Source organism: Proteus sp. G2673, assembly GCF_009915125.1.
In the GTDB taxonomy this organism is placed as follows: domain Bacteria; phylum Pseudomonadota; class Gammaproteobacteria; order Enterobacterales; family Enterobacteriaceae; genus Proteus; species Proteus penneri.
This window is the reverse complement of the sequence record NZ_JAABLT010000001.1, coordinates 1-20,960: the sequence shown is the minus strand read 5'-3', so window position 1 is coordinate 20,960 and position 20,960 is coordinate 1. Positions and strand designations below refer to the sequence as shown.

At 38.0% G+C, this 20,960-nt stretch carries 19 protein-coding genes and 1 pseudogene; 7 read left to right on the top strand and 13 right to left on the bottom strand.

Annotated features, from left to right (window positions below; all coding sequences use genetic code 11):
- Nucleotides 1–718 precede the first annotated feature (718 nt).
- The gene (gene epmA, locus GWI59_RS00100; protein ID WP_006535433.1) at nucleotides 719–1,696 is read left to right on the top strand and encodes an elongation factor P--(R)-beta-lysine ligase; all 978 of its coding nucleotides are present in this window, start codon (nucleotides 719–721) and stop codon (nucleotides 1,694–1,696) included.
- A gap of 42 nt (nucleotides 1,697–1,738) precedes the next feature.
- Here the strand turns inward: epmA and GWI59_RS00095 are convergent, their stop codons facing one another.
- From GWI59_RS00095 to glpT, 6 genes are all read right to left on the bottom strand, one after another.
- Entirely contained in the window at nucleotides 1,739–2,152 is a 414-nt protein-coding gene (locus GWI59_RS00095; RefSeq protein WP_115065061.1) for a hypothetical protein, read from the bottom strand.
- Nucleotides 2,149–2,691, bottom strand: a complete 543-nt coding sequence (locus GWI59_RS00090) for a LemA family protein (protein WP_161707172.1) — start codon at nucleotides 2,689–2,691, stop codon at nucleotides 2,149–2,151. The genes GWI59_RS00095 and GWI59_RS00090 overlap by 4 nt, the downstream gene beginning before the upstream one ends.
- Before the next feature lie 8 nt (nucleotides 2,692–2,699).
- Entirely contained in the window at nucleotides 2,700–3,773 is a 1,074-nt protein-coding gene (locus GWI59_RS00085) for a hypothetical protein (protein WP_202608105.1), read from the bottom strand.
- A gap of 36 nt (nucleotides 3,774–3,809) precedes the next feature.
- A complete protein-coding gene (locus tag GWI59_RS00080; protein ID WP_072063821.1) occupies nucleotides 3,810–4,367 on the bottom strand; it encodes a LemA family protein in 558 nt (185 codons plus the stop codon).
- Between the two features lie 192 nt (nucleotides 4,368–4,559).
- The gene (gene glpQ, locus GWI59_RS00075; RefSeq protein ID WP_161723657.1) at nucleotides 4,560–5,639 is read right to left on the bottom strand and encodes a glycerophosphodiester phosphodiesterase; all 1,080 of its coding nucleotides are present in this window, start codon (nucleotides 5,637–5,639) and stop codon (nucleotides 4,560–4,562) included.
- Nucleotides 5,640–5,775: 136 nt separating this feature from the next.
- A complete protein-coding gene (glpT, locus tag GWI59_RS00070) occupies nucleotides 5,776–7,128 on the bottom strand; it encodes a glycerol-3-phosphate transporter (protein WP_109848551.1) in 1,353 nt (450 codons plus the stop codon).
- A 380-nt stretch (nucleotides 7,129–7,508) separates the two neighbouring features.
- On the opposite strand from glpT, the gene glpA reads away from it, so the two are divergent.
- The 3 genes from glpA to glpC are packed head-to-tail and all read left to right on the top strand — an operon-like array spanning nucleotide 7,509 to nucleotide 11,654.
- Nucleotides 7,509–9,167: an anaerobic glycerol-3-phosphate dehydrogenase subunit A gene (gene glpA, locus GWI59_RS00065; protein ID WP_202608802.1), complete on the top strand. Its 1,659-nt coding sequence runs from the start codon at nucleotides 7,509–7,511 to the stop codon at nucleotides 9,165–9,167.
- Nucleotides 9,157–10,464 carry a glycerol-3-phosphate dehydrogenase subunit GlpB gene (glpB, locus tag GWI59_RS00060; protein WP_006535424.1) on the top strand — a complete coding sequence of 436 codons (1,308 nt, stop codon included), beginning with the start codon at nucleotides 9,157–9,159 and terminating at the stop codon, nucleotides 10,462–10,464. Before glpA ends, glpB begins: the two co-directional genes overlap by 11 nt.
- A complete protein-coding gene (glpC, locus tag GWI59_RS00055; RefSeq protein WP_072063817.1) occupies nucleotides 10,461–11,654 on the top strand; it encodes an anaerobic glycerol-3-phosphate dehydrogenase subunit GlpC in 1,194 nt (397 codons plus the stop codon). Before glpB ends, glpC begins: the two co-directional genes overlap by 4 nt.
- Nucleotides 11,655–11,830: 176 nt before the next feature.
- Here glpC and GWI59_RS00050 read toward each other — a convergent pair whose 3' ends face one another.
- From GWI59_RS00050 to GWI59_RS00040, 3 genes are all read right to left on the bottom strand, one after another.
- On the bottom strand, nucleotides 11,831–12,973 hold the full coding sequence (locus GWI59_RS00050; protein WP_161670832.1) for a phosphoenolpyruvate-utilizing N-terminal domain-containing protein: 1,143 nt from the start codon (nucleotides 12,971–12,973) through the stop codon (nucleotides 11,831–11,833).
- 62 nt (nucleotides 12,974–13,035) lie between these two features.
- Nucleotides 13,036–14,139: a glycerol dehydrogenase gene (locus GWI59_RS00045; RefSeq protein ID WP_161723655.1), complete on the bottom strand. Its 1,104-nt coding sequence runs from the start codon at nucleotides 14,137–14,139 to the stop codon at nucleotides 13,036–13,038.
- Nucleotides 14,140–14,502: 363 nt separating this feature from the next.
- Nucleotides 14,503–15,177, bottom strand: a complete 675-nt coding sequence (locus tag GWI59_RS00040) for a 7-cyano-7-deazaguanine/7-aminomethyl-7-deazaguanine transporter (protein WP_072063815.1) — start codon at nucleotides 15,175–15,177, stop codon at nucleotides 14,503–14,505.
- 206 nt (nucleotides 15,178–15,383) lie between these two features.
- Here GWI59_RS00040 and tusA point away from each other — a divergent pair, with 206 nt between their 5' ends.
- Nucleotides 15,384–15,638, top strand: coding sequence for a sulfurtransferase TusA (gene tusA / locus GWI59_RS00035; protein ID WP_036933135.1), 255 nt, complete (start codon nucleotides 15,384–15,386; stop codon nucleotides 15,636–15,638).
- 86 nt (nucleotides 15,639–15,724) lie between these two features.
- On the opposite strand, the gene GWI59_RS00030 is transcribed toward tusA, so the two are convergent.
- Nucleotides 15,725–18,076, bottom strand: a complete 2,352-nt coding sequence (locus GWI59_RS00030) for a zinc/cadmium/mercury/lead-transporting ATPase (RefSeq protein WP_161670834.1) — start codon at nucleotides 18,074–18,076, stop codon at nucleotides 15,725–15,727.
- Nucleotides 18,077–18,255: 179 nt separating this feature from the next.
- On the bottom strand, nucleotides 18,256–18,882 hold the full coding sequence (locus GWI59_RS00025) for a lysoplasmalogenase (protein ID WP_006535415.1): 627 nt from the start codon (nucleotides 18,880–18,882) through the stop codon (nucleotides 18,256–18,258).
- A gap of 145 nt (nucleotides 18,883–19,027) precedes the next feature.
- Here GWI59_RS00025 and GWI59_RS00020 point away from each other — a divergent pair, with 145 nt between their 5' ends.
- A complete protein-coding gene (locus GWI59_RS00020; protein ID WP_072063812.1) occupies nucleotides 19,028–19,414 on the top strand; it encodes a DUF2500 domain-containing protein in 387 nt (128 codons plus the stop codon).
- An 81-nt stretch (nucleotides 19,415–19,495) separates the two neighbouring features.
- Here the strand turns inward: GWI59_RS00020 and GWI59_RS00015 are convergent, their stop codons facing one another.
- Both GWI59_RS00015 and rsmD read right to left on the bottom strand, forming a co-directional pair.
- Nucleotides 19,496–19,792 (bottom strand): DUF1145 family protein, encoded by a 297-nt coding sequence (locus GWI59_RS00015; RefSeq protein ID WP_072063811.1) that lies wholly within the window; start codon nucleotides 19,790–19,792, stop codon nucleotides 19,496–19,498.
- 17 nt (nucleotides 19,793–19,809) lie between these two features.
- Nucleotides 19,810–20,394 carry a 16S rRNA (guanine(966)-N(2))-methyltransferase gene (gene rsmD, locus GWI59_RS00010; RefSeq protein ID WP_006535412.1) on the bottom strand — a complete coding sequence of 195 codons (585 nt, stop codon included), beginning with the start codon at nucleotides 20,392–20,394 and terminating at the stop codon, nucleotides 19,810–19,812.
- A gap of 228 nt (nucleotides 20,395–20,622) precedes the next feature.
- Here rsmD and GWI59_RS00005 point away from each other — a divergent pair.
- A pseudogene (locus tag GWI59_RS00005) lies at nucleotides 20,623–20,960 on the top strand (signal recognition particle-docking protein FtsY); the annotation flags it as partial.

Sequence of the window (20,960 nt, the reverse complement as noted above, 5' to 3'; positions counted from 1 at the left end):
CGCAAAAAAAGTGTGATCCACACCAAGAATTCTGGGTTTTGATAATAAGCCACCAGAAGAACGCGAAGATCAAATAGAATATATTTTTCTAAATTGGAAATTATAAATAGTAATGAATAATCTGTTTTGAAAGTATAGATAACTTTAATTAAAAATGACAATGGTTTTTTATAAAACATTGATTTTAAAGAGTGATTTTTTTATTTTTCTTAAGTCTAATTTAAATAAATAAAATTCCATTCTAAAAGTTAAAATAAAATTTTTACTATTTATCTAAAACAAATCGGTTTGTCTTGTTAATTGTTAATAAAATATTAATAATATTTCTAAAGGTTTTTAATTCTAATCAAAATACATAGATTTAAATAGAGAGTTAACTTTAAAGTTTAGGTGAACTTGGCTATTTAAATATAAGAATAGTGTTAGTTTATTGTTATTTCTAATTGAGAAAAAGAATTATTCTAATTAACTCTTGTTATAAAAATAGCAAAAAATCACGGCTTTTCTGATGTAAGTTGGTGTTTATTTAAACGATAAAAAGTGCCCAAAAGTAGATGTTTTGTAGAATTATATTTATTTGTCTTATATGTTTTTACTTAAAAAAGAAAAGAACAATGAAAAAATATAAAATGAAACACCTCTTTATTAGCAGAAATTTGTCTGTTGAAGAGGATGCGAGTAAACTGCACGCTCTGTTTTCTGTTGGAGTTTTTCGTTTATGAGTGAAATCGCGGATTGGCAGCCAAGCGCCTCAATCGCCAACTTACTAAAAAAGGCGAAAATAATCAGTAATATTAGGCGTTTTTTCACTGATCGTGGCGTGTTAGAAGTTGAAACACCGATGATGAGTCAGGCTACCGTTACCGATGTTCATCTTTACCCATTTGAAACCCAATTTGTTGGGCCAGGTGCTTCACAAGGGCTAAAACTTTATTTGATGACAAGCCCAGAATACCACATGAAGCGTTTATTAGCCGCAAACAGTGGGCCAATTTATCAAATGGGGCGTTGCTTCCGTAATGAGGAAGCCGGTAGATATCACAATCCGGAATTTACGATGCTAGAGTGGTATCGCCCTTGTTTTGATATGTACCGGTTGATGAATGAAGTCGATGATCTACTGCAAGAAGTGTTAGATTGTGAAGCATCAGAATCACTCTCTTATCAACAAGCATTTTTGCGTTATCTCGATATTGACCCTTTATCTGTTGATAAAGAAAAATTGCGTGAAGTGGCAGCAAAACTGGACTTATCAAATATTGCAGATACGGAAGAAGATAAAGATACGTTACTTCAATTGCTATTTGTTTCTGGAGTTGAACCTCATATCGGTTTAGAAAAACCAACCTTTATCTATCATTTCCCTGCGTCACAAGCCTCATTAGCTGAAATTAGTTCAGAAGATCACCGTGTTGCAGAGCGTTTTGAGGTCTATTTTAAAGGTGTTGAATTAGCGAATGGGTTCCGTGAACTGACGGATGCACAGGAGCAACGTCATCGTTTTGAACGTGATAATCGTCAGCGAGTAGCAATGGGATTACCAGAGCAACCTATTGATGAGCGCTTTTTAGCTGCCCTTGAAGCTGGATTACCAGAATGTTCAGGTGTGGCTTTAGGGGTTGATCGCCTGATTATGCTGGCTCTGGGGGTAGAACACCTTAGTGATGTGATTGCGTTCCCAGTTTATAGAGCATAAATACGATATCGATAATGCTAAAAAGAGAGCCTAGGCTCTCTTTTATTTTTTAGATTTTTGATTTTGTCTTCGTTTTTCCTCTGCTTCAAGGGCTTTTTCTTGAAATTTCGCAAATTTATCCCCTGTTACATCTTTCATATAGCGATAGTTAATAAACCAAAACGTAATACACGAAAATAAAATAACCCACCAAATTAAGAGTAGCTTTAATGAAGAATTAACACCCAGCATTAAATGAAAGCTAATTAAGACCATTAAGCTGACAAATATCGAGCTAAATAATCCTCCTGCAATTTGCGACATATATTTTTTTAACGGAGTGATACTGACTAATGGCAAAATAATCGCCATGGAGAACAGTACGCCAAATGTGGCGAACATAATAATCGAGATAGGTTCATTAAAGCTTAGAAACCAATCCGTTATACCAAAAAAAGAAAAGGGAATTTCTATCATAAAGTGGCCTCCTTACTAGGATAGAAAAGAGGGATATCTTTAAAATTAAAAATAAGCTTAAACAATACATTAGGAAAAATATGTATTTCGGTATTATAGAGTGTGACAGATTGATTAAAAAATTCACGTCTATCTGCAATACACTCTTCTAATTTTTTCGCTTGTGTCTGTAATAAGCGTAAATTTTTCCCACTGATAAGTTCAGGATATTTTTCAGCAATAATAAGTGATTTTTTTATTTGAGGTAATAACTGATTAGCTAAATCAACTTTTTGGTCTAATACCTCTGCGCATAAATAGAGATCTCTATTTTCAGCTAACTTTTTAAATAAGGTTTTCTCATGATCCATCGCTTTTTGTGTTATTGCTATCAGCATTGGGATCAGATCAACTTGTTTTTTTAATAAAACATCAATATTTGCAAAGGCTTTATAGCAATTATTTTTTAGCATCACCATATTGTTATAAATCATCACTAATTGGCGTATTAAAAAATAAACCAAGGCGAGAATAAAAATGATGAAAATAAGCCATTCCATATAATCAATTACCAAAATGAAGAGGTGTTATTAAAATAAAGTGTTAGGATGCCGTCTTGATATTCCATTGGTATTGCTAGAATGGAAAAGATAACAAAAAGAGCAATAATAACGATGATAGTCGCGTTACGACGAAAAGGACGCGCTTTGTTCCAACGAACAACATAATCTTGTGGTGATAAACCTAATAGATAGTGAGGAGCACTGTGTGTGATCACAACTTTATCATTAATCGTTTCTGCACTACCTATTAATAAATAAGTAGCATCAGCTTCTAATATATACTCCTTAAAACGTTTATTGTTATATTCCAAATCTTGATGAGGCTCGATACCAAGATGTACTAACGGTTTATCAGCTGCGAGAACTTGAATTGAACCACTATCATCTGTCATCGTGAAATTATTGATCTTTTTTTCATAGAGTGTTTGGTGATAGCTTTTCTTGCCTTCTTTATTTGTGGATACGTTATATTCATAATAGATGTAGCCATAACACTCTTTTTTACCTAAGCGACTTATTAGTTTTTCACCCGCAGTTATTTTGCCTTCAATTTCAACAAGTCCAATGGCTAAAGAGCGGATTTTTGATGTTGCTAGAATTTTTTGAAAGCGTAAAAAACGTTTTTCAGGTGTTCTTTTGACGATTTGGTAAACAAACATTAAAACGAAACTTAAAAAGAACAATCTTTGGTCAATAAACAAACTGAAGCTTAAACTTAATAATAAGAGGCTAATAAATACGGTGTTGATAAGTGCCGAAAATTTAGAGGATCCTTCATTTTGTAATTGGTGGTAATTTTTTATCGCTTTTTCACCAATATTAGCAATATGGTTTGAAATACCGTATGCAAATAACAAAATAACAGCGAATGCAATACAGGAGATAAGATTAACAACAGAGTTTTCACCACTAGGATAAACGTCAGTTTCTCGTGAGAAAAAAAGGTAATTCCCTGCAGCAAAGGCGATCCCTAAAAAGGGAACAATACTCAAATTGTTCTTCTTTTTTTTCGAGCGTTTACTACGTAAAAAATAGATTAATGCGCCCACAGTACAGCCGATAAAAAAATAAATTAACACTGCAATTTATCCTTAATGCGGTTATTTAACTTACTGTTACTTAAAATGAATCCCTTCAAATTTCATCTCTTCTTTTGGTATTTCTAGTAATTGCATACGTTCAAAGCGAAAAAGGCCGGCGATTAAGCTATCAGGAAACATCTCTATTGCGGTGTTGTAGTGAGTTGTTGCATCATTAAATCCTTCACGACGTTGAGCAATTTTATTTTCTACATCGCTAACACCTGTTTGAAGTAGTGCTAATTGTTCACCTGAAATTAATGTTGGATAATTTTCAGCAAGGGCAATCATACCCCGTAAAGCGGTATTCATTTCGTTTGATGCGCTGATTTTTTCATTAATATTTTGTGCTTTAAAATAGCGTTGTCTTGCGTCACTTAATGCAATAAATACACTTTTTTCGTGTTCCATTGCTTTTTCAGCTATCGTCATTAATTGAGGAATTTGGTCAGCTCTTTGTTTTAAAATAACGTCAATATTCGCAAATTGATTGCTTACTTGATTGCGCGCCGCAATAAGTCGATTGTAAGTTGAAATTCCCCAACCGATAAATAGAACGATAAGAACAAGTAAAATAATAGCCATTATTGTCATTGTGATCCCTTCCTTTAAATATTTAATAAATTAAATAATGATAGTTAAATTAAAAAGTGATTATGATTTTTTAATAAAATTGTGAGAATAAGTTAAAGAAAGATGGAAAAATATACAATCAGAAAGGGCGCAAAGATCCTACCCTTTTAAAAAAAGGTAGGATACTCGTTACACTTCAAGCTGAACTTTGAATTATTTAGCTTGTTTTTGTAAGAACTTAACGCCTAAATCAGGGAAGTCTGTAAAGACACCTTCAGCACCGGCTTGGTTATAAATAATGTCATATAGTTGATCACCATCTTTTGCATATTTAGGCAGTTTATCAATACGAACAGTAAATGGATGAATGGTGAGTTTGTTGGCGTGAGCATCAGCCGCCATACCGGTTAATGTGATTTTTTCTGGCGTCGAGTTCTCTTCGACTAACATGTGGTAATCAGGACCAATTCCATCAGCATAAGTGGCAATCTCTTTCATTGCACCTGGCTTAAACATCCACTCATAGCTGTAGTTTGTCCATGTACCGTCAGGCTGTTTCTCATAGGTCTCATTCCAGTCGGTATAAGCAATTAACTGAACGAGTTTTAAGTCCATGCCCATTTTTGGCATCAATTCTGTTTTGATGCGTTTTAGGTCGTTAGCATCGAATGATTGTAGATAAACATTGTCGGTTTTTTTCGTATAACCGTACTGTTTAAGCACTTCTAGTACTTTGGTGGTAATGTCTTTGCCTTCTTGTTCATGGAACCAAGGTGCTTTAATTTCAGGGTAAATACCAATATCTTGGCCTGTTGATTTGTTTAGGCCTTGGATAAATTCAATTTCCTCTTGGAAAGTATGTACACGAAAATCCGATTTACCCATAGGGAAGCGGTTTGGGTAACTTTGGGCTTTTTTACCGTCAACAATGTCAAAACCTTCAGTAAATTTCAGTCCTTTAATTTCCTCAAGCGTAAAGTCGATAGCGTAGTAACGGCCATCTTTTCTTGCTCTATCAGGATAACGATCAGCCACATCTGTTACACGATCAAGATAGTGGTCATGTAAAACAACTAATTCGTTGTCTTTGGTCATCACTAAGTCTTGCTCAAGATAATCTGCGCCTTGGGCATAAGCTAATGCTTTGGCAGGAAGCGTATGTTCAGGCAAATAACCACTTGCACCACGGTGGGCGATAACGACCTTATCACTCGCCGCTTGTGCGATTGCACTTAAAGATAGAGTTAAAAGAACGCCTGCAACTAACGGTTTTATTCTAAAAGATGTACTCATAAAGCTGCTCCATTTTAATTCTACGTACAATAAAGTTATGTACAGTTGGCAATAAAAAAAGCCACATCAAAACAGTTGATGTGGCTTGGTTTTTAGAGATGAGATTTAACTAATTTCATAAATAATCAGTTAACGATTATTCGTACTTCTGAAGCATTTCACGTTTGTGTTTGGTTTCAGTAACCATCACGATAAGTAATAACACAACAGACAGTGCACTACCGCCGATCATGACCATAAAGCCACCATCCCAGCCGAAGTAGTCAACGGTGTAACCCACGATAGCACTTGCCGCAACAGAACCACCTAAGTAACCGAATAGACCGGTAAAGCCTGCTGCTGTACCTGCTGCTTTTTTCGGTGCAAGCTCAAGAGCATGCAGACCAATCAACATAACAGGGCCGTAGATTAAGAAACCGATGATTAACATACACGCCATATCAACATTCGGGTTACCCGCTGGGTTCATCCAGAATACGATAGTTGCGATAGTAACTAAGGTCATGAAGAACACACCTGTTGCACCACGGTTACCTCGGAACACTTTATCCGACATCCAACCACACAGTAGTGTGCCCGGAATACCAGCGTATTCGTATAAGAAGTAAGCCCATGATGATTTATCCATTGCGAAGTCTTTTACTTCACGCAGATAAGTTGGTGACCAGTCCAGCACGCCGTAACGCAGTAAGTAAACGAACACGTTTGCAATTGCAATCATCCACAGAAGTTTGTTAGGGAACACATACTTCATAAAGATTTCTTTTGCAGTCAGTTCTTGTTCGTCAGTTTCCTTATAATCAGGTGGATAGTCGTTTTTGTATTCTTCAATTGGTGGAAGACCACAAGATTGTGGGGTATCACGCATTAATGCAAACGCAATCATAGCCACTAAGATTGCTGCAAATGCTGGCATATATAACGCTGCTTTCCAGTCGTTAAACCACGCCATACCTAATAAGAACAGTAATGGAGGTAAGCCACCACCGACGTTATGCGCACAGTTCCAAATCGAAACGATACCGCCACGTTCTTTCTGTGACCACCAGTGCACCATAGTACGTCCACAAGGAGGCCAACCCATACCTTGGAACCAACCGCAAAGGAACAACAGAACGAACATGATCATAATGCTCGAAGTTGCCCATGGCACAAAGCCCATAATTAGCATCACTGCGGATGCTAAAATAAGACCTGCAGGTAAGAAATAACGCGGGTTAGCTCGGTCAGAGAATGAGCCCATGATAAACTTAGAGAAACCGTAAGCAATCGAGATCCCTGATAAAGCAAAACCTAGGTCACCTTTAGAGAAACCTTCTTCTACAAGATAAGGCATTGCTAACGCAAAGTTTTTTCTTACTAAATAATAAGCAGCGTAACCAAAGAAAATCCCCATAAAGATCTGCCAACGCAGACGACGATAGACGGGATCTATCTGCTCTTTTGGCAAACGCGCTTTATGTGGCGCAGGTCTAAATAGACTTAACATATTAGCCTCCGATGGCTTTTATTTTAATATGTTGATATTAAATAATGACAAAACGAACAACGAAGTTATCAAAAAATTTTCTTTAACGAACTTAATAGTAAACTTATACAATCAAATTTACTGTGAGGTATTACTCAGTTGTCGAATAATTTTTCAAGATGTGCAATTTTGAGTGATATGTTAACTTTATCAAATACTTTTTGTTAAATAATTTGTGATTAGTATCACATATGTGGTTTTAATTTTTCACTCGTGAGCGTTTCTCTTTCGTTTTTGCTCATTATCAAACATTAACCACATTTTTTGTGTATCTTATACACTATAATTAACGCTAAAGAATAAATAAGCGTTTGCTGAATGTAATGTGAGAGGGCATCTCTATGATGAGCGGTTCACCAGTGACAGAAACTGATGTCATTATTATTGGCGGGGGAGCAACCGGTGCGGGCATGGCAAGAGACTGTGCACGCCGTGGATTACGTTGCGTCCTGCTAGAAAGACATGATATTGCAACCGGTGCAACCGGTCGAAATCATGGATTGTTACACAGTGGTGCGCGTTATGCAGTAACAGACCCAGAGTCAGCGCGTGAGTGTATTGAAGAAAACATGATTTTAAAACGGGTCGCTCGTCACTGTGTTGAAAAAACGGATGGCCTTTTTATTACCCTTCCTGACGATTCTTTAGAGTTTCAACAGACCTTTATTCAATCTTGCCAAGCGGCAGGTATTGATGCTCAAGCGATTTCACCCGAAGAAGCTATTCGCTTAGAGCCCTCTGTTAACCCGAATTTAATCGGTGCAGTTAAAGTACCAGATGGTACTGTCGATCCTTTCCGTTTAACCGCTGCAAATATGTTAGATGCCCGTGAACATGGTGCACAAGTCCTGACTTATCATGAAGTTGTTGGGCTTATTCGTGAAGGTGACCGTGTTAAAGGTGTCAAAGTTTACGATCATCAAGCGAAAAAAATGTATGAAATTCGCGCACAAATTGTGGCGAATGCGGGGGGGATTTGGGGACAAAAAATTGCTGAATATGGTGAATTAAAAGTTCGAATGTTCCCAGCAAAAGGGGCATTACTGATTTTGGGCCATCGCATTAACAATATGGTGATCAACCGTTGTCGTAAACCTGCAGATGCCGATATTTTAGTGCCTGGCGATACAATTTCATTAATTGGTACAACTTCAACACGTGTACCTTACGATGAAATCGACAATATGTATGTCACTCCTGAAGAAGTCGATATTCTTATTCGTGAGGGGTCAATGTTAGCGCCAAAACTGGCTCAAACTCGAATTCTACGTGCTTATGCTGGTGTACGTCCTTTAGTGGCAAGTGATGATGATCCATCCGGCCGTAATGTGAGCCGTGGTATTGTGTTACTCGATCATGCTCAACGTGATGGATTAGAAGGCTTTATTACCATTACTGGCGGTAAATTAATGACTTACCGTTTAATGGCCGAATGGGCAACAGATAAAATCTGTGAGAAATTAAATGTCTCTGCTAAATGTACCACTGCAGAAGAGGCATTACCTGGCTCCCGTCAATCCGCAGAGCAAGCATTACGTAGTGTTGTTTCATTACCTGCACCAATCCGTGGTTCTGCGGTTTATCGCCACGGTGATTTAGCCAATAAATTATTGAGTAATGAGCGTAGTGATAAGAGCTTAGTCTGTGAATGTGAAGCTGTTACCGCAGGAGAAGTTCGTTATGCTGTTAACTCTTTAACTGTCAATAACTTACTTGATTTACGTCGCCGTACTCGCGTGGGCATGGGAACATGCCAAGGTGAGCTTTGTGCTTGCCGTGCTGCAGGTTTATTAAACCGTTTACAAGTCACGACTCCTCACGAGTCAGAGCAACAGCTTGCCCATTTCTTAAATGAGCGTTGGAAAGGTATTCGACCAATTGCTTGGGGTAATGCGTTACGTGAGAGTGAATTCACCAGTTGGGTTTACCAAGGTTTATGTGGTTTAGATGCTGATATGATTGAAAAAGCAACTTCAGCGGAGGCAGATAATGAAATTTGACGTCATCATTATAGGTAGCGGACTTGCAGGTTTAACCGCAGGTATTCGTCTTGCTGAAGCAGGTAAGTCTTGCGCAATTATTAGTAATGGTCAAAGCGCACTACATTTTTCATCAGGTTCGCTAGATCTATTAACTCATCTTCCTGATGGTTCATTAGTGACCCAACCTAAAAAAGCGTTGGCAGCATTGTCTGAGCTTGCTCCGAAACATCCTTATAGCCGCATGGGTGAATCGCAAGTTTCAACCTTAATTGAACAGGCTCAAGCATTATTATCAACGACTAAAGATCTTGAATATCAAGGTAATGGTGATGAAAACCATTATCGTATTACACCAGTTGGGCGCTCACGTATGAGTTGGATGAGTCCAAAACGTGTACCAACTCATGGAATTGACCAAGCGTTGCCATGGAAAAAGTTAGCTGTTGTTGGAATTGAAGGCTTTTTAGATTTTCAGCCACAATTTGCAAGCAATACGTTGAATGAGCAAGATGTTGAAGCGATTCCTTATCATATCCACTTACCGTTATTAGATAGATTGCGTGATAATCCAAGTGAATTTAGAGCAGTCAATATTGCGCGCTATTTAGATAAGCCTGAAAACACTAAAGCGTTAGCAGAAGAGCTGAAAAAGCATATCGATAATAGTGTTGAAGCGATTATTTTACCCGCATGTATTGGTTTGGATGCTGAAGAGCCGGTGACGTTACTTGAACAACTGGTAGGTAAACCTATCTGTTTATTACCGACATTGCCACCATCACTATTAGGTATTCGTTTACATCAAGCATTAAAACTGCGCTTCCAAAAAGCGGGCGGTTTAATTATGCCGGGCGATCGTGCAGAACAAGTTGATTTAATTGGTAATAAAGTTACAGGTGTTCATACTCGAAACCATACTGATATTCCTATTCGTAGTGAACATGTTGTATTGGCAACAGGCAGTTTCTTCAATAATGGATTAATTGCGGAGTTTGATCGTGTCTATGAACCTTTGATGGAACTTGATTTGCTAGAGACATTACCACGCAATGAGTGGACACAAGTGAATGTCTTTGCAAAACAGCCTTATATGCGATTTGGTGTGGATACAGATAACCAATTAAGACCGATGAAATATGGTGAAGTCTTAGAGAATGTTTACGCTGTAGGTGCTGTATTAGGTGGGTTTGACCCTCTTAATGAAGGTTGTGGCGCAGGTGTTTCAATGATCAGCGCACTGTATGCAGCACAACAAATTTTACAGCACAATAAATCAGAACAGACCACATCTGCGGTTGTGGAGGCAGCACAATGAGTTTACATGATAACAGCTTTGAAGCGTGCATTAAGTGTACTGTTTGTACGACTTATTGCCCAGTTGCAAAAGTAAATCCACTTTATCCTGGCCCTAAACAAGCCGGCCCTGATGGTGAGCGTTTACGCCTGAAAGATCCAATGCTTTATGATGAAGCATTGAAATATTGCACTAACTGTAAGCGTTGTGAAGTTGCTTGTCCGTCAGATGTGAAGATTGGTGACATCATTTCACGTGCGAAATTGAACTACAATACAAAAACGCCAAAACTTCGTGATGCTATTTTAAGTCATACGGATTTAATGGGAACACTATCAACGCCAATGGCGCCGATAGTCAATACGATTACAGGACTAAAACCTGTACGTAAGATCTTAGATAAAGCACTTAAAATCGATCATCGTCGCGAATTACCAAAATACTCTTTTGGTACATTTAGAACATGGATGAAAAAACAGGTTGAAGAGCAGGCGCGTTTTAAAGATCAAGTTGCTTTCTTCCATGGTTGTTACGCTAACTATAACCATCCCCAATTAGGGAAAGATTTAGTTAAAGTATTCAACAAAATGGAGATTGGTGTTCAGTTATTAAAACGCGAAAAATGCTGTGGTGTTGCATTAATTGCGAATGGCTTTGTTAAACAAGCCAAAAAACAAGCTGCTGTAAACCTTGAATCGCTAACAGAAAAAATTGTTGAAAACAATATTCCTGTTGTTGCAACATCATCAACCTGTACCTTCACTATTCGTGATGAGTATGAACATATCCTTGATATTGATACCTCAAAAGTACGTGAAAATATCGAATTAGCGACACGTTATATTTATCGTTTATTAGAAGAGGGGCGTGAATTACCACTGAAACACACTCCACTAAAAGTGGTGTATCACACACCTTGTCATATGGAAAAAATGGGATGGACAGCATATTCCATTGATTTAATTAAACGTATCCCTGGTGTTGAGGTTATTGTTTTAGATTCTCAATGCTGTGGTATTGCTGGAACTTACGGTTTTAAATCTGAAAACTACGATGTTGCTCAAGGCATTGGTGCGGGCTTATTCCGCCAAATTGAAGAGAGTGGCTGTGATTTAGTGATCACGGATTGCGAAACCTGTAAATGGCAAATTGAGATGTCAACAACGAAAAAATGTGAACACCCCATTAGTTTATTGGCAAGAGCATTATAAGTATTGCCTATTAGATAATAAAAAAGTAATTGATTACTAAGATAACAAGCAGCTAGGGAGTAAAAGAGGATCTTTTATTCCCTTTTTTTATTCTTAAAAAAACACGTAACTATAAGAAAATAAAAAAATTAAATAACCTGATATTGAGGGGGCAGGTTATTTAAATACTTTCATTTTTAATGAGAAATATAGGTGTTTTGATAAAGCCAAATATTTTGGACTTTTTTAAGTGTGATATTTTGCCCATTAGTCAGCGATAATGCCTGTTTTCCTGCCTCATTAATAATGGGGATGTCTAATGCATTCGCTAATACAGTTGTGTTAGATAGTGGATTTCCATGACTTAATAAAATCCCTTTAATTTTATAAGGATAAAGTGTGATTAATGTTGATGGATGAAGTTGTTTTGTCACTAGAATAGCATTTGGATAAGGAGGTGGCGGTATTGGTGGTGCTGACGTCAAATAGCGTAGTAATCGAGATAAAATATCATCTAAATCACTTTCACCAGCACGCATATTATCATCATCCATTTGTGCGTAAGTATCTATTAAATCAATGAATGTTTGCTGTAAGGCAAATTCAGCATTACAGTGATATTTGTTTATCATACTGCATACAGTCAGTTGTAATTCGGTATTTTCTAATAAGAAGTGGTGACTAGAAAAAATATGGGCATATTGTTTACCAATTTTGTTATGCGTTTCTTCAGTTAACCAGTCTATATCTTTTTTGGATCGCTCAATTGCTTTCACGAGACGTTTTTGCTCTTCAAGTAATAAATTGGAGGATATTTTTTTACGGGGGATCACGAAACGATGATAAGGGTATAACCAAACAGGTGCGGTGATCGTTTTGACGGGTTCGTAATTTGTGTTTTTAGGGAGAATATTAAAATTAAGGAGATTTTCGCCTAATTGCAGTTTTTTAATTGTAATGGTTTTATGCGCCGCTTTTTCTGCCTCTTCAAGTGAATCTCCTCGCGCAATACTATTGGCGGCAGCCAAGGTGCCTTCAACAATCGGCGCCGAACTTAATATGACGTTAGTGGCAATGCTATGCTCAAGATCAGCAATGGCGAGAGCGGCATTTTTTGCTGAATGATAAGTATCAAGCAAAACCAGTACACCTTGTTTGCTATAACACTTTTCAATTGTGGAAAGTATAGTTTTTGGTGACACTTCATTAGCAAGATCAGAAGGTGTTTGATAGTTGCTCGCAATGGCAATTTTTACTTGGTGATTTACAGTCTGATTAACGAGCTCTTTAATACCATTGGCGAGTGTAAGGCTCTTTGAAACTAATACGATACTGACCATAAAGCCCTCTTTTTTTTTGTAAATATAAACAGGGAGATAAACACTCCCTGTTTACTCAGGCTTTAATAAAGCCATTCTCGTCCTAATTGGTCGGCAGTTAAAATTGCGGCATAAACTTTATCGGAATCGATATCAAATGGCATGTTGTAAATTGTCTCACCTTCAGCACAGCTTAATTCAGCAACTGCCATGATTTTTTCATTTAATTCATCACCTGTTGCATTGATACCCAGTTCTTCTAAAGTGACAGGTAATCCGACTAAAATACAGAAATCAAGGAACTCCTCTAATTCTTCTAATGGACTGTTTTCTAAAACTAATTGAACTAATGTACCAAAGGCAACTTTTTCACCATGATACATGTTGTGACACTCTTCTAATGCTGTAAATCCATTATGAATGGCATGGGCTGCCGCAAGACCCGCACTTTCAAAACCGATACCACTTAAGAAGGTATTAGCTTCAATAATATTTTCTACTGCAGCTGTACAAACACCACGGCTTACGGCGAGCTTTGCTTTATAACCATCTTCTAAAAGGGTGTTATAGCAAAGTTCAGCCAAAGCAAGCGCTACTAGTGTTGATTTACCCCCTGCCATAGTCTGTTTTTGAGCCTGACTACAGGCTCTTGCTTCGAAGTAGGTTGCTAAAGCATCCCCCATTCCAGCCACTAATAAACGCGCTGGCGCAGAAGCGATGATATTTGTGTCCATCACGACCACGTCAGGATTTGTTGGATAGAAAAGGTAACTATCAAATGCCCCTAATTCCGTATAAATCACAGAAAGTGCGCTTGTGGGGGCATCAGTAGAAGCAATGGTAGGGGAAATAACGACAGGAAGTTGGCATTTATAAGCAACCGCTTTGGCAGTATCTAATGTTTTTCCACCACCAACGCCAACGATCACAAGAGAGGCTTGTTCTTTTACAAGTTCAGATAGTCGATTGATTTCGTTATGTGTGCATTCACCATTAAACAGTTCAAAGTGCCCATTCACTTCATATTGAGACATACTGTCTTTGACGGTACTTCCGACGAGATCCATAACAAACTTATCAGCAATAATCAGTGCCCTATCGCCAAAAGGTTTTGCGTATTTACCAATATGGTATAGCGCATCTGGCCCTTGAATATATTTAGCGGGGGATTGAATAACTTTTAACATAATAGACTCCTACTATTCGCAAAAGAGAGTAAAAAATCCTTATGGTGGGGCTTGTCTTCCCAATTGACATTGAATTTTATGGAGATGAACTTAAACACATTAACAGTCTAATAGATGAATAAAATATTTCATTGCAAATAATTAATCATTTTTATATTAGCATGCAAAAAACATCCTAATACTGATATTTAAGTAATATTTTGTGAGTTGTTTAACTAATCATGCTAATTAATTACGATACGAAATATTTATGTAAAATAATTAATTTCTCAATCAGAATAAAGCTTCATAAAATTGACTTATGAAGCTTTATTATTTGAATTATGACATTAATATCATTATTTTTTTGCGAGGTGAGATGGATTATGAGTGAATTTCAGCATAATCTTGTTTTTTGTTTTCTTGGGCGAAAAAGTAGCGCAAAATAAAATTCAATAAAACACCATAAGCAGGTAAGAAAAACAGCATACAAATGGTCAATTTAAACACGTAGTCAACTAATGCAATTTCAATCCAATTCTCTGCCATAAATGCGTCAGTACTACGATAAAAAGCAATAAAGAAGAAGGCTAGAGTGTCGAGTAAATTACCAAAGAACATTGCTGCACTGGGTGCTACCCACCATTTTTGTTGTTGTCTTAAACGATTAAAGACAGATACATCCATGATTTGACCTAACACATAAGCCATAAAGCTTGCTGTCGCAATTCTTGCCACCATGATATTAAAATCAGCTAATGAGGCAACCCCTTGCCAACTTCCTTGGAAAAAGAGTGTTGAGATCAGGTAAGAAATTGCTAATGCAGGTAGCATAACAGCGGTAATAATGCGTCTGGCAAGGGGTGCGCCATAAATACGAACCGTTAAATCTGTTGCTAGAAAAATAAACGGAAAAGTAAAAGCACCCCAAGTGGTATGGAAACCAAAAATGGAGATAGGTAACTGCACAAGATAATTACTAGATGTAATTATTAGAATGTGGAACAAAGAAAGCCATAATAGCGCCACCGCTTTTTGGCGGGGAGTAAACGTATACATAAATTGTACCTTTTTAGTGATTGGGGTGAGGGAACCCAATAAAACAGTGATTTCTCTCTTAAATGAGAGGATGCGCATAATACGCCTGTTGCGCAACAAAAGCAAAGATTAGGAAGAAATACCGTTGTGCTTAATGTGCCGTGATGTGAACACGAAAGCGCGATATAATGACACAATCTGTCAGTGCAATAAGAATGGTTAATAGAATGAATGCTCAATTTGATGATGCAACTAAGACATTAGATACGCTAGGACTACGTTGCCCTGAGCCTGTGATGTTAGTACGTAAAACGATAAGAAATATGGCATTGGGGGAGACATTATTAGTGATAGCTGATGATCCTGCTACAGTGCGTGATATTCCTGGCTTTTGCCGTTTTATGGAACATGATTTATTAAATCAAGAGACGCAATCTGCACCTTATCGTTATCTTATTCGTAAAAAAGAGAGCAATTTGTAATTTATGCTGTAAATATTGCTCATCTTCACGCTAAAAAACCCAAACTCCAGATTAACTGAGGTTTGGGTTTCGTTATTTTAACGTGCTTACTCTTTATTTGAGGCGTTAATTTTTACTCTTAACAGCCTTAACGCATTGGCAGTAACCAGTGCTGTTGCGCCGGAATCAGCAAGAACCGCAACCCAAAGCCCAGTGATACCTAATAAGCTTGTTACTAAGAATATTGCTTTTAAGCCCAATGCTATCGTAATGTTTTCACGGATAATTTTACGTGTCGCACGAGATAATTTAATAATTTCAGGTAAGCCGGTTAAACGGTTATGTGTTAACGCCGCATCAGCTGTTTCAAGTGCAACGTCAGTACCGCTTCCCATCGCGACACCAATGGTGGCAGCCTTCATTGCTGGCGCATCATTGATACCATCGCCTACCATCATTGTGTTATGCGTTTTGCTGATTTCCATTACTGAAGTCACTTTATCTTCAGGCAGTAATCCTGCTCGGAAATCCATACCTAGTTTTTTCGCAATAGCCGCAGCTGCTCTTGGATTATCACCCGTTAGCATAACGGCATTGATGTTCATCTCTTTCAATAACTTCATTGATTCAACAGCATCACCGCGTAAGGTATCTTGCATAGCAATAACACCAATAAGCTGGCTCTCTTTTAATACGACAACCACGGTTTTACCTTCATCTTCAAGGCGTGCAACTTCTTGTTGCCAATGAGAAGAGAGCGATGTGGCTTCTGATAATTGAGAAGGTGCACTGACTAGAATATGTTGGCTATTTAAATAACCTTCAATGCCTTTACCCGCTAGCGCTTTACGATCTTCCGCTTCAACAACAAGCACGCCTTCATCTTGTGCTTTATTGATAATGGCTTTTGCTAATGGGTGATGAGAGCCAATTTCTACGGATGAGGCAAAAGTCAGTACTTCTTTTTCATTAAATCCGCTTTCAGCCACGACATCAGTAACTTGAGGTTTTCCTTCAGTTAATGTACCCGTTTTATCTAATGCGATAGTATTAACAGTGCCTAATTGCTCTAATGCCGCTCCGCCTTTGATCAGCGCTCCACGTTTAGTGGCTGCTGCTAATGCTGAAGTGATTGCCGCGGGTGTTGAGATCACCAAAGCACAAGGACAACCAATTAGTAATAGGGTTAAACCGCGATAAATCCATGTTTCCCACGGCTGTGAAAACAACAGGGGTGGAACAATGATAACTAGCGCAGAGAACAGCATAATTGCAGGTGTATAGTAACGGCTAAAGCGGTCAATAAAGCGCTCAATAGGGGCTCTACGCTCTTCAGCTTCTTCAATCAATTGCAAAATACGGTCGATAGCATTTTGCCCTTGTTCAGAGACGACTTTCATTTGCACAGATCTATCTACAGATAAACAACCTGCTGCTACTTTTTCGCCTTGTAGACGCTCTACAGGCACGGATTCACCCGTTAATGCACTTTCATCAAAGCTTGCAAATGCACTAACTAATTCCGCATCTGTTGGCAAACGTGAACCTGGGGCAATTTCAATAATGTCGCCTGGACGTAATTGTGCAACAGGGACGGTTTGTTTTTTGCCGTCTTTGATTAATGTTGCTTCTTCTGGCACTAGTGCCATTAATGCACTTACACCACGACGAGCACGACCTGCGGCGTAAGACTCCAGCATTTCGCCAATCATAAACAGCAAAATAACCATTGCTGCTTCTTCGGTAGCATTAATAAATAGTGCACCAATTGCGGCAACACTCATCAATGTTTCTATGGCGAAAGGGGTACCACTACGAATAAGTTGTAAGGACTTTTTCGCAATGGGGAATAAACCAATCAACGTTGTTGCAATAAAGGCAGTACGGCCTGCTTGAGGATCAATAAACTCTACGCCCCAGCTAATCGCCATTAAAAGTGCCAAGACAATAACAAATGAGCTCTCTTTTAAAAGACTCTGCTTTGTGACTTTTTTAGATTGAGGTGATGAGAGATCAAACAGTTCAAAACCAGCACTGTTAATTGCCGCAATCACATCAGCGCGTAGATCACTATCAGCATCAACGACCAATTTTTCGGTGGCAAAAAGCACTTTTGCTTGTTTTACGCCTGTGACTTTGAGTGCTGCGGTTTCGATCTTTTGAGCACAACTCGGGCAATCCATTCCTTGCACTTTCCAACTAAAGCGTTGCTGTGCTACTTTTTCTGGCTCAACGTTAGAAACAGCAGCGTTGATATCACAGCTTTCATGAGCATGTTCGTGGGAGTGTCCGTGGTGATGCTCATCCTCGCATTCAGGATCACTTTTATCTATTTTGGTGTGGGAATGTCCGCTTTTAGTATGTGAGTGCGTACTATTCTCTGTATGACCTGAACAACATTGAGAGCTTGAGCAGCAAGCATCGGTATGTTTATTGTGTTGATGAGCATGTTTAGTCATAACTGGCTCTCCTCGTTTAACAAAGTAAAGTCTAAATTCATTTATCTGATAAGTACTTTACAGCTTGGAGTAGAGTCCAGAGTCAAGATACCAAAGGGACATTCATTGGCAAAAAGTGCGAATTAGGTTAAAAAATTAACCCCTTATTCTATTTTGTAAAAACAAGGGGCTGATGGATACTAAAGGAATAACGCTCTAACAATGAAGAAATGCCCAATAAAATAACAGGCACTGACAAGTCCTTTAGAAGCTGAAAATGAGAAGCGGAAGCGGTTGATTAGCCATATTGAGTAAGCGATTACTAACAATAATGAACCAATCATCACTGATAAGTTGTAATCATTGCTTAAGTAGAAGAATCTTTCGCCCGCAACCCAAAACATAGCAAAGGCGGCTAATAAAGTTAGAGAGGCAGGGATAGCTAATTTATCAAGCTTAGCCCAAACAATGACTAGAATGATAATGAAAGCAATAATAACGAATCCAAGTAAAGGAAGATAGAAAGAGAGTTGGAGTGGCAGTAAAAAACTCACCATATAAAGTATGTAGCTTAAGAAAATCAAGGTAATGGATGGTAGTAAATACTTACCATCAAATATTCTTAAGATATCAGAAAGTAGTGTCGCTAATAATGCACCTACGATAAGGTAGCTATTAATATTGTGTTCGGGAACTTGCCATGCCCAAAGTAATAAAAGAAGTAGTGTGATAGGACGGAATAACCATCGTTGCCAATTAGGGCCTCGATATGCGGCATCGATATAAAGCCATCCGGAGAATAATACGGCGAGAAACGGCCAACTCATAATATCTTCCTTATATTCAGAACTGTTTTATTATTGATAGCAGAAAGTTTAATTTAAGAATAGCGGTTAATGACGAAACTGACGTACTTATTAAAATAATATCAGCACACAGTGTTGGGTCCATGTAACGATAGGAATTAGTGTAATGAATAAAGCGGCTATTTTAGGAATTGCAGTACTGATCATTATTATCGCATCAGCGACTTATCGTTTTTTTGAACAACGCAAACAGCGAATAAGTGATGATAATGCACCTGTAAAACTTTATATGGTTGAAGTGATTGATAAAAAAGAAATAGCGGCGAATGAACGACGTTCAAGAGAAAATGATGTCACTGGCCCAGAAATAACACATTATTATCAAGTTACCTTTCGTTTAACCACTGATGATCGTAAAGATTTGGTTTTGAATATTGATAAATCATCTTATCAAAATATCGAACCTGAAATGAAAGGGCGTTTATTTATGCAAGGCAGTCGTTTTGTACAGTTTGAAACAGATGTGCCAATCGATGAGCAAAATAATAAATAAGCGAAAGCGGTTAATAAGATTGGCAACCTCTGGGGTAGGTGGGTAACCCCAGATAATTGCGAAGATATATGAAGATTACAGCTATTGTTTCGTTTTATTTTTCTGTTTTTCTTCGTATTCTTTTCGTAATTCTTTTTGTATTTTTAAAAGCTCAAAGATCCCAAAGAAAAAAATGCGAAATTGTAATGCCGTTGACGGTTTTTGATCTTTAGGTTGCCCTGCTTTATACATGACAATTTGTAATCCATGCATAATCACCATGAAAATTAATGCAATATCCATAAAGTATTTTAGAGGCTTAGGAAATGGAGAAATAATATTTAAAAGCAGAAAGCCCCAAACGCCGACCATTAAAAATCGGCCAAAAAAGATTAACATAACAACTCCATAAAAAATTAAGCAGATAAACTGCGAATATAAAGACGATACGCAACTTGTCCTGCGATCTTCTCTCTATGCAATGTCCAATGGATTGGCAGTGTATAAGTCTGTGCTTTAACTTCTTCCTCAATATAAATATAGCAATCTTGCGCTAACCAGCCGTTATTTTCTAATAATTGGACAGTGTCAGACAACATGCCTTTATGAAAAGGAGGATCTAAGAAAACGACATTATAAGGCGTGCCTTGCTTTGCGAGAAAGGATAATGCGCTGTCTTGAATAACATGTCCATTATCAGCATTAAGTAAGGCTAAATTTGCAGTAATTTGTTGAGCAACAGGACGTTCATATTCAATAAAGGTCGTTTCACGAGCATAGCGAGAAAGGGCTTCAATTCCTAAACCACCGCTACCAGCAAAACAGTCGAGGCAACGGGCATCTTGGATAACAGGCATTAGCCAATTAAAGAGCGTTTCTTTCACTCTATCTGTTGTTGGTCGTAATCCTTGGCTATCAAGAACAGGAAGTTTACGACCACGCCATTTACCCCCAATTATTCTAATTTGTCCCATTGGGGCTTTTTGTGGTTTTTTGGCCATATTATTTTGATTTATATCGTTTAAACGTGATTTCTGGAGTGTTTTTTTGAATAAGGGATCAGTGTCTCTTGATATCTTGATGACTTCCCTTGATTTAATACGGAATAATTTACCATAAAATTCGTATAAAAGATGCGTTTATCCATGATCAAATGATAGACTTCATTATTATTTTCAATATCGTCAATGTAATCGCGCCATGATTTAGTGCGAGGAGTTTAGTAGCTAATGGCAAAAGAAAAAAAAGGTTTTTTCTCGTGGCTCGGTTTTGGGCGTAACAAAGAAGAAAATATTGAGCAAGAGAAAGAGCAGCAACGCTTAGAAGAAGAGCGTTTAGAACAAGAACGTTTGGCAAAAGATGCCCAAGAAGAAGCTGCTTGCCAAGCACAGTTAGAAGCGGAACAAGAGCGCTTAGAAGCGCAACGTCAAGAAGCAGCACGTTTAGAGCAGGAACGTCTGGCACAAGAAGCTGAAGCTCAACGCCTTGCGCAAGAAGAGGCCCTGCGCCAAGCGGAACTTAAAGCAGAGCAGGAACGTTTAGAAGCGCAACGCGCAGAGCAGGAACG

What these genes read in the sequence shown, in the direction of transcription:
- epmA (WP_006535433.1), top strand. Translation starts at nt 719, where the DNA reads ATGAGTGAAATCGCGGATTGGCAGCCAAGCGCCTCAATCGCCAACTTA.
- GWI59_RS00095 (WP_115065061.1), bottom strand. Translation starts at nt 2,152, where the DNA reads ATGATAGAAATTCCCTTTTCTTTTTTTGGTATAACGGATTGGTTTCTA.
- GWI59_RS00090 (WP_161707172.1), bottom strand. Translation starts at nt 2,691, where the DNA reads ATGGAATGGCTTATTTTCATCATTTTTATTCTCGCCTTGGTTTATTTT.
- GWI59_RS00080 (WP_072063821.1), bottom strand. Translation starts at nt 4,367, where the DNA reads ATGACAATAATGGCTATTATTTTACTTGTTCTTATCGTTCTATTTATC.
- glpQ (WP_161723657.1), bottom strand. Translation starts at nt 5,639, where the DNA reads ATGAGTACATCTTTTAGAATAAAACCGTTAGTTGCAGGCGTTCTTTTA.
- glpT (WP_109848551.1), bottom strand. Translation starts at nt 7,128, where the DNA reads ATGTTAAGTCTATTTAGACCTGCGCCACATAAAGCGCGTTTGCCAAAA.
- glpA (WP_202608802.1), top strand. Translation starts at nt 7,509, where the DNA reads ATGATGAGCGGTTCACCAGTGACAGAAACTGATGTCATTATTATTGGC.
- glpB (WP_006535424.1), top strand. Translation starts at nt 9,157, where the DNA reads ATGAAATTTGACGTCATCATTATAGGTAGCGGACTTGCAGGTTTAACC.
- glpC (WP_072063817.1), top strand. Translation starts at nt 10,461, where the DNA reads ATGAGTTTACATGATAACAGCTTTGAAGCGTGCATTAAGTGTACTGTT.
- GWI59_RS00050 (WP_161670832.1), bottom strand. Translation starts at nt 12,973, where the DNA reads ATGGTCAGTATCGTATTAGTTTCAAAGAGCCTTACACTCGCCAATGGT.
- GWI59_RS00045 (WP_161723655.1), bottom strand. Translation starts at nt 14,139, where the DNA reads ATGTTAAAAGTTATTCAATCCCCCGCTAAATATATTCAAGGGCCAGAT.
- GWI59_RS00040 (WP_072063815.1), bottom strand. Translation starts at nt 15,177, where the DNA reads ATGTATACGTTTACTCCCCGCCAAAAAGCGGTGGCGCTATTATGGCTT.
- tusA (WP_036933135.1), top strand. Translation starts at nt 15,384, where the DNA reads ATGAATGCTCAATTTGATGATGCAACTAAGACATTAGATACGCTAGGA.
- GWI59_RS00030 (WP_161670834.1), bottom strand. Translation starts at nt 18,076, where the DNA reads ATGACTAAACATGCTCATCAACACAATAAACATACCGATGCTTGCTGC.
- GWI59_RS00025 (WP_006535415.1), bottom strand. Translation starts at nt 18,882, where the DNA reads ATGAGTTGGCCGTTTCTCGCCGTATTATTCTCCGGATGGCTTTATATC.
- GWI59_RS00020 (WP_072063812.1), top strand. Translation starts at nt 19,028, where the DNA reads ATGAATAAAGCGGCTATTTTAGGAATTGCAGTACTGATCATTATTATC.
- GWI59_RS00015 (WP_072063811.1), bottom strand. Translation starts at nt 19,792, where the DNA reads ATGTTAATCTTTTTTGGCCGATTTTTAATGGTCGGCGTTTGGGGCTTT.
- rsmD (WP_006535412.1), bottom strand. Translation starts at nt 20,394, where the DNA reads ATGGCCAAAAAACCACAAAAAGCCCCAATGGGACAAATTAGAATAATT.